This is a genomic window from Bartonella sp. AP1QHHD, assembly GCF_042196265.1.
Lineage (GTDB): Bacteria > Pseudomonadota > Alphaproteobacteria > Rhizobiales > Rhizobiaceae > Bartonella.
This window is the reverse complement of sequence record NZ_JBHIPW010000037.1, coordinates 24,195-38,463: the sequence shown is the minus strand read 5'-3', so window position 1 is coordinate 38,463 and position 14,269 is coordinate 24,195. Positions and strand designations below refer to the sequence as shown.

Annotated in this window: 9 protein-coding genes and 1 pseudogene; 2 read left to right on the top strand and 8 right to left on the bottom strand. The window is 40.7% G+C overall.

Annotated elements, in window-relative coordinates; genetic code table 11:
- Positions 1-20: 20 nt before the first annotated feature.
- The 6 genes from edd to ACFIME_RS03815 all read right to left on the bottom strand — a co-directional run bounded on the left by edd (position 21) and on the right by ACFIME_RS03815 (position 8,563).
- Positions 21-1,844, bottom strand: a complete 1,824-nt coding sequence (edd, locus tag ACFIME_RS03840) for a phosphogluconate dehydratase (protein ID WP_375662621.1) — start codon at positions 1,842-1,844, stop codon at positions 21-23.
- Between the two features lie 55 nt (positions 1,845-1,899).
- Entirely contained in the window at positions 1,900-2,652 is a 753-nt protein-coding gene (pgl, locus tag ACFIME_RS03835; protein WP_375662620.1) for a 6-phosphogluconolactonase, read from the bottom strand.
- 10 nt (positions 2,653-2,662) lie between these two features.
- The gene (gene zwf, locus ACFIME_RS03830) at positions 2,663-4,135 is read right to left on the bottom strand and encodes a glucose-6-phosphate dehydrogenase (RefSeq protein WP_375633535.1); all 1,473 of its coding nucleotides are present in this window, start codon (positions 4,133-4,135) and stop codon (positions 2,663-2,665) included.
- A 119-nt stretch (positions 4,136-4,254) separates the two neighbouring features.
- Positions 4,255-5,538, bottom strand: coding sequence for an NAD(P)/FAD-dependent oxidoreductase (locus ACFIME_RS03825; RefSeq protein WP_375684531.1), 1,284 nt, complete (start codon positions 5,536-5,538; stop codon positions 4,255-4,257).
- Positions 5,539-5,549: 11 nt separating this feature from the next.
- Positions 5,550-6,977: a glutamine synthetase family protein gene (locus ACFIME_RS03820; protein WP_375618430.1), complete on the bottom strand. Its 1,428-nt coding sequence runs from the start codon at positions 6,975-6,977 to the stop codon at positions 5,550-5,552.
- An 890-nt stretch (positions 6,978-7,867) separates the two neighbouring features.
- The gene (locus tag ACFIME_RS03815; protein ID WP_375633533.1) at positions 7,868-8,563 is read right to left on the bottom strand and encodes a hypothetical protein; all 696 of its coding nucleotides are present in this window, start codon (positions 8,561-8,563) and stop codon (positions 7,868-7,870) included.
- Between the two features lie 338 nt (positions 8,564-8,901).
- Between ACFIME_RS03815 and ACFIME_RS03810 the strand changes: the two genes are divergently transcribed.
- Entirely contained in the window at positions 8,902-10,323 is a 1,422-nt protein-coding gene (locus ACFIME_RS03810; protein WP_375684527.1) for a coproporphyrinogen-III oxidase family protein, read from the top strand.
- A gap of 10 nt (positions 10,324-10,333) precedes the next feature.
- Positions 10,334-11,554: an MFS transporter gene (locus ACFIME_RS03805; protein WP_375681829.1), complete on the top strand. Its 1,221-nt coding sequence runs from the start codon at positions 10,334-10,336 to the stop codon at positions 11,552-11,554.
- An 822-nt stretch (positions 11,555-12,376) separates the two neighbouring features.
- On the opposite strand, the gene ACFIME_RS03800 is transcribed toward ACFIME_RS03805, so the two are convergent.
- The gene (locus ACFIME_RS03800; protein ID WP_375633529.1) at positions 12,377-12,520 is read right to left on the bottom strand and encodes a hypothetical protein; all 144 of its coding nucleotides are present in this window, start codon (positions 12,518-12,520) and stop codon (positions 12,377-12,379) included.
- Positions 12,517-13,779: pseudogene (locus ACFIME_RS03795) on the bottom strand (hypothetical protein). The gene ACFIME_RS03800 and the pseudogene ACFIME_RS03795 overlap by 4 nt, the downstream one beginning before the upstream one ends.
- Positions 13,780-14,269 lie beyond the last annotated feature (490 nt).

Sequence of the window (14,269 nt, the reverse complement as noted above, 5' to 3'; positions counted from 1 at the left end):
CTTATTTATTTTTGCATTTTTCATGTCATAAAAACAGATGCCCCTTGATCTGCACGATTAACGGATTGACGAAAAACATGAAAAAGTTCGCGTCCAACACCATGTTCGTTTTTTGAAAGATCCGGAGGTATGATTTTTCGCGCGTTAAATTTTGCTAAATCCTCCAAAAGAGTTAATTTACCCTCATGAGCATCAAGAAAAACAATATCACCATCCTGCAAACGTGCAATGGGGCCATTATCCACTGCTTCTGGTGTCACATGGAGAGCAGCAGGAATTTTTCCTGACGCTCCTGACATACGCCCATCGGTTATCAATGCTACCTTTTGACCGCGATCTTGTAAAACGCCTAAAATGGTCGTTAATTTATGAAGCTCTGGCATACCATTGGCTTTTGGTCCTTGATAGCGAATGACAGCGATAAAGTCTTTATTATGCAACACTCCAGATTTAAAAGATTTTTGTAGTTCCTCTTGATCATTAAAAACAAAGACTGGTGCTTTAATCTGCCAATACTCTGGTTTAACAGAGGAAACTTTTATAATAGCTGTTCCCAAATCTCCTGATAAAACACGAAGACCACCATCAAGCTGAAACGGCTTTCTCCACCCCGCTAACACCTTATGATCACCACTTTCCTTAAGAGCCACTTCACGTACCACATGACCATCAGCAGAAAGCTTTGCTTCAATTGCATAAGCATTGAGATCTTTACCAAAAACCGTAGAGACATCTTCATGTACCAAACCTGCCTCGATAAGCTCGCGAATAATAAATCCCATTCCCCCCGCAGCATAAAAATGATTGATATCTGCTAAACCGTTAGGATAAATGCGCGCTAAAAGAGGCACAACGGATGAAATTTCTGCAATATCATGCCATGTCAATTTAATACCGCAAACAGCAGCCATAGCAATCAAATGAATCGTATGATTGGTAGAACCTCCTGTTGCATTTAATCCTACAATGGCATTCACAAAAGAACGCTCATCAATGATCATACCAAGTGGACTATAATGATCACCAAGATCTGTCATTTCAAGTACACGTTTCGTAGCTTCTTTTGTTAAAGCATCACGCAACGGTGTATTCGCATTAATAAAAGAAGCTCCCGGCATATGAAGCCCCATCATCTCCAGTATCACCTGATTAGAGTTAGCTGTTCCATAAAATGTACATGTTCCTGGCCCATGATAAGAACGTGCTTCTGATGCTAAAAGTGTTTGGCGATCTATTTTATTTTCCGCGTAAAGTTGACGTATCTTCGCTTTTTCATCATTACCTTGACCACTTGTCATGGGACCAGCTGCTATAAAAATTCCTGGTAAATGACCAAATGTTAGTGCACCAATCAATAAACCTGGTACAATTTTATCACACACCCCAAGATACAATGCTGCATCAAAGACATCGTGTGATAAGCTTATAGCCGTCGCCATTGCAATTACTTCACGCGAAAAAAGGGAAAGCTCCATCCCCGCATTTCCCTGTGTAACACCATCGCACATCGCGGGAACACCACCTGCAACCTGTGCAACACCACCAACCATACGGGCCGACTCTTTAATTAAGTGAGGAAACTTTTCAAAAGGTTGATGCGCTGAAAGTATATCGTTATATGCCGTGATAATGCCAATATTCCCAACGATATTTCCCTTCAAACGCTCTTTATCTATTGCACCACAAGCAGCAAAGCCATGAGCCTGATTGGCACATCCTAAAAAACTCCGTTTGGGGCGATGAACTTGTGCTTTTGCAATACGATCTAAGTAAATTTCTCGTGTTGATCGAGAACGTTCATAAATCCTTCGTGTAACTGTGGCAATTGTCTTGGAAAGTGCCATATTTCTCTCCCCCTTTCATTGTTTCTTCCCCTCATTCATTGAGAGAGATTACGTTTTATTCACCTTGTGTCGCATACTTTGATTCACTTATTTCATTTTCTGCAGGCGACCAATAAACCTGAACGAGATGAGGGGAATTACGCAAAATTGCCCGAATAGGCATTTCTATTTCAGACTCGTCTTGACAAGCTTCTTCAAAACAATCGCGTTTCTGAAAACCTTCGAAATGGAGAATAATACAACGAGATTGCATAATAACTGGCAAAGTTAGTGAGAGTCTTGGCTCAACAGCACTCTTAGCATGAAGGGGTAAAACAAGTGCTTGTGTTCGTAAATCAAGCGCTTGCTTTAAACGATCAGCATCAGGAAAAAAAGAAGCCGTATGTCCATCCTCCCCCATTCCTAAAACAACAACATCAAAGGGTTTAGGCAAAGTATTAACACGACTCGCCGCTGAAAAAGCAGCAAGTTCAGCAGTAATTGCTTTATGATAAAGCCCTACAAAACGTGCTTTTTCGGCAAAATTTTGTAACAAATGACACCGTACCATATGTTCATTTGAACGTTCATCGTGTGTAGGGACAAAACGTTCATCGACCAAAGTGATAATGATCTTTTGCCAATCAATATCTGCTTTTGACAAATAATGAAAAAACAATTCTGGTGTTTTACCACCAGACACCGCTAAAACTGCTCTCTTGCGCTCAAGAACAGATACACTAAGCTCTGCGGCTACTCGATCTGCCAATGCCAAGGCTAAAGTCTGAGGGGTTTCAAAATCTAAACGATCAATATTCATTCTATACATACTTATTGCTCTAAACTAAATTGTTCCATATACGCCCATCACGTTCCATGAGGCTCATCGAAGCAGATGGACCCCACGAACCAGCGTTATAACTGTGAACAGGCTGTTTTATTGCTTCCCATCCCTCAATGATTGGATCAATCCAACGCCAAGCAGCCTCAACTTCATCACGACGCATAAACAGTGTTTGATCTCCACGAATAACATCCATTAATAAACGTTCATAAGCATCAGGATTACGTTCAGAAAATGCGGAAGCAAAACTCATGTCTAATGGAATGTGACGAAACCGCATACCGCCATAACTTGGATCCTTAATCATCAACCATTGTTTTACACCTTCATCAGGTTGGAGACGAATTACAAGCCGATTAGAAAAAATTTCATCTAAATCCACATTAAAAATATTATGAGGAATAGGTTTAAAAACAACAACAATTTCAGACATTCGCGTGAACATACGCTTACCTGTTCGTAAATAAAAAGGCGTATTAGCCCAACGCCAGTTATCAATCTTAACCTTAAGTGCTACAAAGGTTTCACTCTTACTCACTCTTCCCAGATCATCAAAATAGGACTCTACCGATATACCATTTGATAGACCAGAAAGATACTGCCCACGTACAGTATGCTGCCCTACATTATGGACATCAAGCGGTGTTAAAGAATGTAAAACTTTAAGTTTTTCATCGCGCACAGCATTAGCACTGTTAGTAAATGGTATTTCCATCGCAACCAAACAAAGTAATTGTAGCATATGGTTTTGAACCATATCGCGTAGAGCACCAGTGCTTTCATAATATTCTGTACGCCCCTCTAACCCCAAAGATTCAGCAACGGTTATTTGAACATGATCAATATAATTGGAGTTCCATAGCGGTTCATAAAGTGTATTAACAAACCGCAATGCCATTAAATTTTGAACAGTTTCCTTCCCAAGATAATGATCAATACGAAAGATCTGCTCTTCATTAAAGGCGCTTGCAAATACATCATTAAGTGAAACAGCTGTTTTTACATCACAACCAATTGGCTTTTCAATGATAATCCGTGTTTGTGCTGTCACCAAATCATTTTTTTCCAACTTCATCGCAATATCAGCAAAAAGTAACGAACCAACAGCCAAATAAAAAGCTCGAATATCCGCTGAATCTTGTGACAGAAGGAGGGCTAAATCCTCCCACCCTCGATTTGAGGAAACATCAACAGAAACATAGCTTAAACGTGCAAGAAAACGATTGAGTTCTGTTGAATTGAGATCTTTTGGATGGATATGTTTTTCTAAAGAAATGCGGACAAAATTTTGATATTCTTCACGACTTAAGGAAGTGCGCGAAACCCCAATAATACGTGTTGGCTCACTGAATTGCCCAGCACACTGACAATGATACAAAGCCGGCAAAAGCTTGCGCAACGCCAGATCACCATTGCCACCAAAAACAATACAATCAAAGGAAGAAACTGGAATAATTTTACGCACCATGAACTTGTTTATTTTCTATTCGATTATGAAATCCCATATCACTTATAAAAGCTTTCATCATTAAAGCAGACAGATACTAAATAAGCCATTAATTTTCTTCATTTCAAGCAATGTTTCCATTAAAGGCGATCCAATAAAGAAAACCAACGCATTGCTAAAAATATAAGCGGATAACGCAAAACTCTTCCTCCCGGAAAAGATGAAATCTTTAAGTCTTGGAAATAGGAAAAACGTTCATATTTTCCAGTTAACCATTCTGCGTATAATTTTCCCACGAAAGGAGCCAGCATAACGCCATGCCCTGAATAACCACCACAATAAGTCATCCTTGAAAAAATTTGGCGAACATAGGGCATGCGTTCAACTGTGATGGCAACCGTTGCTCCCCACCGATGGCTTAAATTGATAGAATGTAATTGAGGATAAATTTCAACAATTTGCCGTTTTATACGTTCATCTAAATTTAGAGGATGCTTATTATCATAACTTTCTACACCACCAAATAAGAGACGATTATCAATGCTTTTGCGAAAATAGCGAACCATAAAACGGGAATCATCAACCGATTCCCCCCCTATAAGAATTGAACTATGCTTTGGTAATGGGTCCGTTGCTCCAATATAAGAGCGAATAGAAACAATATTTTTTTCAATAAAACGCTCCAGACCAAGTTTATACCCATTTGTTGCAAGTAAAACATGCTCTGCTGTTACACTACCTTTTTCTGTTATTACTTTCCAATGTGCTCCCTTGCGCCTTACGGTCGTTACTTGTGACTTCTCATAAAGCTTAGCACCAGCATCTTGTGCTCTTTTTGCCAACCCAATAATCAATTTTAAGGGATTTATATGACCGGTATCCGCATCATAAATACCACCACAATAAAAAGTTGACCCAAGTCGCTCAAATGTTTCAGCCTTATCCATAAAAGTAAGCGCGTGATAGCCATAACGCTGCATCGCCTCAATATGCTGTTGATAAGAGAGAAGCTCACGCCTTTTATGAGTTACAGAAAGCTGTCCTCCTATCAAATCACAAGGACAATTAGGCATTGCGCATAAAGCTAAAATATCTCTTTTAGCTTCTTCTGCTAAATCAAACAGAGCCTTACTTCGCTCAAAACCATACTTTTTTTCTAATGTTTCTACCCATTTCCGTTGCCCTGTTCCCAGCTGTCCACCATTGCGCCCTGAAGCACCATCACCAAAACGTGATGCTTCAAATAAAACAACATCTACTCCAGCCTTGGCTAAATGATAAGCAGCCGAAAGCCCCGTAAATCCGCCTCCAATAATGACCACATCACACTGTCTGTTTTCACAAAAAGAAGGATAAGAGGGACGTTCTCTTAAAGCATCTTCATACCAAGAAATTCCTGGAGAAATTGAATTATAATCAATCATCGTCATAAAATTTAAACATTCAGCAGGAGATATTCACGCTCCCACGGACTGATTACTTCCATAAAAGTTTCAAACTCTTGTCGTTTGATTGCAGCATAAGTACTGACAAACACATCCCCTAAAATAGCACGTATCACTGTATCTTGTTCAAACAAATTGACTGCCTCAATGAGCCCACGCGGTAACTCAATATTATCAGCGTTTACATTATTTATCGCTGGCTCATCCGGCTCAATTTTTTGTTGCAAACCAATAAGACCACACGCTAAAGAAGCCGCAAGGGCTAAATAAGGATTCGCATCTGATGAAGGAAGCCTATTCTCAACACGTCGCGCTTGAGGAGCAGAACGGGGAACTCGAAAAGCTGTAGTACGATTATCATATCCCCACCGCAAATTAACAGGAGCCGAATTATCAGGGACAAGACGTCGATAAGAATTCACATAAGGCGCAAGCATCACAAGTACGCCTGGCATATGTTTTTGCAATCCACCAATAAAATGGCGAAAACAGATACTTTCTTCACCATTTTCCTGTGTAAAAATATTCATACCGGTTTTCTTATCAACAACCGATTGGTGAATATGCATAGCAGAACCCGGCTGCCCTTGAATGGGTTTTGCCATAAAAGTTGCATACATATTATGTTTTAGTGCTGCTTCACGAATTGTTCGTTTAAACATAAAAACTTGATCCGCTAATTCAATAGGATCACCATGACGTAAATTTATTTCAAACTGTCCTGCTCCTTCTTCATGAATGAGGGTATCAATTTCCAATCCTTGTGCCTCTGAAAATTGATAAATATCATCAATCAAATCATCGAATTCATTAACACCAGCAATGGAATACCCCTGTCCACCACCAATTGAACGCCCAGAACGACCAACCGGTGGAACTAACGGATAATCAGGATCGGGATTTTTTTGTACCAAATAAAACTCAATTTCTGGTGCCACAACAGGGCTTAAACCCATTTTTGTGTAAAAATGAACTACTGTTCGTAAAACATTGCGTGGTGTGTAATCCACAACCTGACCATTTTGATACACAAGATCACAAATCACCTGTGCCGTAGGAGCATCTTCCCATGGAACAATGCTTAACGTAGAAAGATCAGGCTCAAGGCGTAAATCACCATCTGCTTTAGGATATTCAAAACCATGACCATCTTCCGGATAATCCCCTGAAATTGTTGCCATAAAAACTGCTGAAGGCAATGCCAATGATGTTTCCGATGTAAATTTTTTAGAAAGCATCATCTTGCCCCGTGGTACCCCTGCTTGATCAGGCGTAATACATTCAATATCCTCTACCTTACGAAAAGCAAGCCATTGTGAAACTTGTTCCCAATTGCGCACACCACGTAAACTTTTGAGAAAACGAGAGACAGGTTTAAAATTCTTACTTTTCGTTTGTTTACCATTTTTTACAGCCATAACATACCAACTTTAAAAACAATCAAGTCCTATTCTTATTGTATCAGCCCATGCATAAACGACACGAAAAAAATTTATCAACTGATATTTTTGAAGAATACTATAAGATCCATCAAGGTAAAAGAACTTTACGCTCAAAAAGCTATCCTATCACCATAGTGAAAAAATTGATATTGCACCCGATACATCGGTGCGAACCTTCTCCTTATATAAAACAGCGAGAAATACCATATTGTACGTAACCTAATTCCGATTCAAATAATCATATATAAGCAAACATTGACGAGAATAATAAAGGCGAGATATTTAATTCCCTTTTGGTTGTAGCAATGCTTAATTAAAAGAAAAGAAACTTTTCTTTTAATATGAAGCAAGTTTTGTAACTCTATTGTTATCCACATAGAAGTAAACACCCTAGGATGGCGAGTAGCCTTTACAGCTGTGCTTACAAATACTCACCCCGCCGTAATATGCGTAAATGTATTTTCAGGATAAGTCATACGCTCAGCATTTCCGACATGAAACTTAACCATCGCCTGCATAATATAGAGCTATCAACCTTGTTCTGAGCGGATGGTACAAACTCTGCACTTATATCAATTCCCACCGCTTGACATTGCACTTCGCACACAATATTTAGAGCTGAGAATCTAGTAGAGCATACCAAATCCAATAGATAGGATTTTTTGCTAATTGCGCCATGCGTGATCCAACATTTGATAGTTTCCAGCCCACTAGGAGGTGTGTTATTTATATCTAAAAAGCCAAAAAATCAGGATATGAGAACACAATAATATCAATTTCCTTTGAACTAACGTCCTTTACGTCGATCTTTCACTATCGTAAAATCTTTTTTGTATCAGTTGCTTTCACATACTTTGACTTATGATCTAGTGATACTGTGCAGATTGAGCACACATCCCCAGAGCCCAGATTATAATTAAGTTCGTACCATTCTGTTCTTTTATAGAGCTAATATTTGAGAATAAATAACCATAATCTTTAGATATAATACGCCTAGGTTTAATAATTACCGTAAGCTTATGTAAATCACAACCCAATTGTGATAATGCCTCATAAATTTTACGAGGGTATTCGTCATTGACCGTCACGGCATCGCAAAATGCTGTGGAAGTCGGATATCCTCCGCCTAGACTGATAAAACTTTTTTGATCCTTCAATGCGTAAATATCCTTTCCAGCCTTAGTTAAGGTGGATACTATTAACTCAGTCGAATTCAAATTAGAGCCCACATGCAAAGGCACCCCATTAAGCCTAATCCTATTGGATTCTAGCAAAGATAATGCGGCACGTAACTTCGCCGCAGTCATACCAAAACACGATCTATCCCCGTTTGCCAGTACATGGCACAATCTCAATGAGATTTTAGGTAATATGTCAAAATGGCGTGCAAGAGTGATGATGTCATGTAATTCGATAATATTATCACACTGGATATTTATATGTTTTCTAATAGATAATTCTATCTCTTCTCGAAGTTTTACAGGGATATTAAAAAATGTATCTCTACCTTTAAAACCATCTTTTTGCGCTAATGATATTTCATAACCAGACGCAAATTCCAAGTCCCAGTAACATAACAAGAATGCCCCGCACGTCCATTAAAATACCCTGCTTTTTCTCGCCCTAGGCATTCATAGCCCGACCACGTAAAACAGGATACCAATTACAATATCAGACCATACGGCTGCAAGAGAAAGTTTTTTTATATTTTTATCTTTACATTGCCTCTTAAACAAGCTAGCCTGTTCATATAAGAAGTTATATGTATTATACATATAACTTCTACAAAAGGAGGATTCATTATGTTCCGTGAAAATCTTTGGTAATACACTCGGGTGATTGGGTCACCAGTCGCCCGTCAATAATATAGTGCGAGTTAAGAAATTGGGGGAGGTAAGCTATGCAACTCGTGGATCATCCTTTTGTGAAGTTCGATCAACTCAAGCCGATTTACAACTTCACATATCCGTTATTTCGCACTATTTCAAATGAATTTTACGATTACCTAGACTTTAATAAACTAGCGCAAAGTAAGCAGATTCCACAAGCGTGTACCATTTCTCTTTATTTGCATATTCCCTTTTGCGAAACCATCTGTTCCTTCTGTCCCTTTCAGAAAGGGGCCTACAAGCATGTTAAACAAATCGAATCTTATATTTCAGCGCTTACCACAGAGATCAGAAACAAAGGAAATTTCATTCGCTCGCTTAGAGGGACCATCCGCAGCATCTATATAGGGGGCGGCACACCGTCGCTTTTGTCTGCAGATAATATCCGACACATCGGAAAAGTATTGCATGCCGAATTTGAGCTCTCTTCCTTAACCGAATTTACACTGGAAAGCGAACCGAAGAGCGTCACACGTGATAAACTTTATGCTGCCCGTGAGATCGGCGTTAACCGGATCAGCTTCGGTATACAGAGTTTCATTGAGCGTTTCCGATCATTGTTTAACCTCACCTCAACACGTGAACAAATCAACAATACCGTGGCTTGGTCACAAGAGATCATTGGACATGTCGGTTTTGACCTACTATATGGCATGCACAGCCAGCAAGGCGAAGAACTATTATACGATTTGAAGCAAGCCAGCGAGCTTCACCCTGAAACCATCAACCTCTATGCAATCAACAATCTGGCTATCACGTCGCAACTGCATAAGTCTTACGCACAAAAAGGGCTAAAGCCATCCAGCCTACAGCATCGACAGATGCTTCGATTATTTAGCGATATCGTTATGCGCAGCTGCGGCTATGCGCCGTGTAATGGGCATTCCTATATCAAAATTGCCAATAACACTCCTCTAACGCTCGCTAAAACGAGTTCAGCTAATCATTTCCGCTATCACAAATATTTGCATGGTTATCATGACGATTATGTCGTTGGCTTTGGGGCGTCAGCAATGTCGATTCTCGGCTCACTCGTCACACGAGCCAATCCCAGTCGAAGCGGATACATTACCGACATACAACTTAAAGGCAAATCCAAAGTATACTACAATTGGGTATCAGCAGAGCAACAAGCCTCCAAGGCTTTGTGTATGAGGCTACCTTATAACGGTTATGCCAAAAAAGAAAGAATTGACTGGACCGCACTCCCCTCTTTCGTTTACAATAACCTACAACAGCTCATAGATGCAGGTCTCATCGCAGAAAGTGATAACGATCTCCAGCTGACTCAGCGTGGTTGGCAATGGTATTCCAACCTTATGTATTTTCTTCTACCTCAGGCGGATAGGAATATCTTGGACGGCTATGTCTCAAACATGCTGAATACAACCGCCGTACTTGATGGAACAGTGGAAACCTGTGTGGCATCTTAAGGAGAACAGAATGTTCACGCTTTTTTCCAACAAGAACATACGCTATTTTTGCCTAACCGTTAGTCTTCTCGCCTTACTCAGCGGTGCTTTGCGCACTGCCATCCCGCTATTAGCAAGACAATCTGGATATGGCGTAGTCGGAGTAAGTTGGGCGCAAGGTCTCTTTTCATTAGCGTGGCCAATTTTCGGCATCCTTGCAGGCGCTTTACTTGATCGCTGCGACAAAATAAAACTTGCTACCACAGCTCTCCTCATCTTCATGCTACTGCATATTGTCCTGTTCATACTACTTATGATACAGATTGCTCCAGCCGAACAAATTTTCTTCTATGCAACCATTGCTGGATTCATCGTCGTTTCTGCCGAAGCTTATATAATGACGATTCCACCACTTATCATGGAGGGAGAGCGATTGATGACCTTCTACTCTATTGTCTTGTTTTTAGATTTCGGGGTCTCCTATTTTCTTGCCCCTGTCATAACAAGCAGCATTTTAGCGCATAGCACACTGCTATTTCTCGGCCTGTTAATCGTGCTTTTTATCGCATTGATTTTTACCGCTCGCCATGCTGTTCCGACATCGCCAACACCTGATAAAGAAAACATCACTTTCCGTTATATCATTGCCGGCTTTCGTTTCATTTTTTCAAATCGGCATCTTACCTCCCTTACATTACTCACATTCTTTCTATCGGTGGTATTTGGAGCATTCCTAACCTCATTCATCTTCTTCGTTACCGACAGTCGGTATCTGGGCCTACATAGCAGCCAATATGGCGTGATGTTTGCAGCCTACGCGCTTGGAACAATGGCAGGAGCCCTATTTGCGCCGCGTATACGCTATGCACCGGTGCGCCTAGCTGTTCTCACTGACGGTTTAGGAACGGTTGTCTTGCTGCTGATTCCAGCCTTTTCAAAAAGTGCTGTCGTCGTATGGGGCGTCACCTTTATTGCTGGCGTTGGAGCAAGCTTATGGTTTATTGGTGTTACCGCCTTCAGGCAGCGCCTCACACCAAAGCAACTTCTCGGGCGAGCTAATTCTGCTTTTCGGGTGATAGGCTATGCTGGAACGCCGGTCGGAAGCTTTTTGGTCGGCGTCCTTGGTTCTTTTATATCATTGCAGTTTGCTGCCACCTTTATCGCTGGACTACTATTGGTAGCTATCGCGATAACGCTTCCATTTCTTTGGCAGGCTGATCATATAGACACCCCCAACCCTGCCACGAGGTAACAGCTGCTTTTAAAAAAAGACACGGTCGAAAAAGGCACACATACCCTATTACGCAATCAATTGATCTATTCTTTGGACGAGAAAATTATCACCATAATGGCTGATAGAGCCAGCGGCGCTATAGAAGCAGCCAAACAAACGCTAAAGACAAAACAGCCCCTTTACGTTGCATTGGGCGATGATCCAACGCCTATATGAAGGATGCAGAGAGCTTATAGCGTACGAAGTGCAATTCTTAACTAAAAACTCCGCCCTAGCAATGCCTACTTATACTCCAGTTAATCCGTCACCCACTGGACATCAAATGCCTCACCCCTTCTGCTCCTCAAAATACATTTTGCTTCACTTACGCGCCGTATTCTTCCTTTGTAATTAAAAGAGCAGCCCTCCTTTCCTAGTTTAGGATCTTTGCCTACACAACGCAGCAACAGATGCGACCATATATGCAATCACGCCTTAGGGCCTGCATAGTAGAAAGCTTAGTTCGAGAGATTCATAAAGCCTATATCCCAATAAATTTGCCGCCCAATCCATCTTTTAAAAGGGCAGTTTTATATAAACCGTTAGAGCAAGCTATGAAATCCTTAGGTGTATTAGAAATAATTGGCGGTTTTTACCTCAGACCAATGTTGATTGACTTTTACTCGTGCATATACGCAAGCGGTGCTACTCTTTTCTTAGATAGAAAGGACATAATCGTTACCATCTGACCTATTATTGTTTGAAAATAAAAAAAGTATCAGTGCGACTGATGATATTGAAGAGCTATCTCATTATGTGGCTGTACTTAATTACGGCATTATTACGGCATTGGGAAGCTAGTCACGCAATCACCCGTTTCTGCGCGCCTTCTGCATGATATTCATAAGATTTTATTACGCGATAAACGCGGTACGTCCAAAAGCCTTGGCGAATTTCGCAAAGCACAAAATTAGCTTGGTGGTACGCAACTAAAGACAGCGTCATTCGTGCCGCCCACTCCTACCACAGCCCCCCACTCTCTCTACCACCACCCCCCGCTTAGAATCGCGCCAACTCATCACCAGTGCCTCGTTAAACACCACACCAGTCTCAAGGGCGGTAAAATGCGCCTTGCCGCATTTAATCTTCAGCATTTCTTTAAGGCGCAAATCAAACTCGCTATTCGTTCCTTTTGTTTCCAGTACAAAATAAAGCTTTTGCGCGCCATCTCACTCTAAAAAAACCGCCCAATCAGGCGTATAAGAACCAATGGGAGTGGCTATTTTTAAATTTCTTGGCAGTTTAAAAAACAATCTTACATCAGAGTCATTATCAAGATTTTGCGCAAACTCTTTCTCAATACGGCTCTCACAAATCACATGATCATACACACTCTTCTCACTCACAACAGCTGTACGCTCTAAATTTGCCACAAGCTCTTCACTGGTAAAAAGCTCTTGCACACTATATTCTTGCCCGACCAGCTTTAAATATTTAATGCCATCAATTGTAAGATTAACATAGGTTTTATTGAGTATTTCTTCTATGCACTCTAAAAAAGCTTGTGGAGTTTTCACAAACTCATGCTCACGACCACTCTTTGTCAAAATACCAATAATTGTCTTTGCGGTTAATTTCAGCTTTAAGGTCAAATAATGTACAATGTTCGGCAGTGCACAAAAACTATAATCAAGCGCACTCTGCTTTAATAACTGCTCTTCATAGGTCACACCAGCACTATCCAGTTCTATCTCTGCTGTCTGATAAACCAAATGCGCGGGCGCAACTGGTGCCATTTTTTCCACTGCATCCACTGCTTTGGCAACAAACTCTGTGCGATCAAGCTTTGCACGATAAGTGGTCTTTTTATTGATCTTCTCCCACAAGGACAAAAACTCTGGCGAAGCCACTGTTTGCTTTTTAAGCTTAACCCGCACTTCGCGCGCAGCATTACGAATAATCGGCATGGCTTGGCTCGCTTCTAGCGCCTGCAGCACAGCCTGCTTTTGCCCTTTACTAAAACGTTCACTTAAATCTAACGTCCCAGTTGCCCATTGCGCTTTTAATGTATCTGTGATTTTTCCTGCTGATGTAAGCAAGGCTTTTTCACGCAACTCAACCAATATATCAGCAGCCTCTTGCGAAGACAGAATCTTTGTTTCCGTCACAGCTGTCATATAAATCAGATCTTGCAGTATCTCAACATTAATAAGCGCGCCCGCATCAGTTTTTTTCACAATTTCTTGACGCAATTCGCGTGGCATTTCCTCCGCCCCTATAGCATCAAATTCGCTCGCTACTAAATTTTGATCTACTTTAACGACACCCGCCTCATCAATAAAATCTTTTGCAACAAGTATTTTAACAATTTTTTGTGCTTGCGATACTTCCACTTTAGCAGCCACATATTTTACATCTTCATAAATACGGCCAACCAAATGCTCCATCTGCAATGTACCAAGTTTATAACCAATATCCGCCTCTAATTCTTTTTGCAATGTACTCACAAACTCAGCAAAGCTTTCATTCACCATGACATGCAGCACATTTATATCTTTATTTTCTACCTGTTCACCTTGTTGGTTTACGCACAAGCGCAAACCGCGACCAATCTTTTGCCGTGCGGTAAAATTCGATTTTTGTTCAATCAACATACACACTTGAAACACATTCGGATTATCCCAGCCTTCTCTCAAGGACGAATGCGAAAAGATAAAACGCAAGGGGCATGCAAAAGATAATAACCACTCCTTA

Coding starts and splice junctions, on each gene's coding strand:
- edd (WP_375662621.1), bottom strand. CDS start 1,844: ATGGCACTTTCCAAGACAATTGCCACAGTTACACGAAGGATTTATGAA.
- pgl (WP_375662620.1), bottom strand. CDS start 2,652: ATGTATAGAATGAATATTGATCGTTTAGATTTTGAAACCCCTCAGACT.
- zwf (WP_375633535.1), bottom strand. CDS start 4,135: ATGGTGCGTAAAATTATTCCAGTTTCTTCCTTTGATTGTATTGTTTTT.
- ACFIME_RS03825 (WP_375684531.1), bottom strand. CDS start 5,538: ATGATTGATTATAATTCAATTTCTCCAGGAATTTCTTGGTATGAAGAT.
- ACFIME_RS03820 (WP_375618430.1), bottom strand. CDS start 6,977: ATGGCTGTAAAAAATGGTAAACAAACGAAAAGTAAGAATTTTAAACCT.
- ACFIME_RS03810 (WP_375684527.1), top strand. CDS start 8,902: ATGCAACTCGTGGATCATCCTTTTGTGAAGTTCGATCAACTCAAGCCG.
- ACFIME_RS03805 (WP_375681829.1), top strand. CDS start 10,334: ATGTTCACGCTTTTTTCCAACAAGAACATACGCTATTTTTGCCTAACC.
- ACFIME_RS03800 (WP_375633529.1), bottom strand. CDS start 12,520: ATGACGCTGTCTTTAGTTGCGTACCACCAAGCTAATTTTGTGCTTTGC.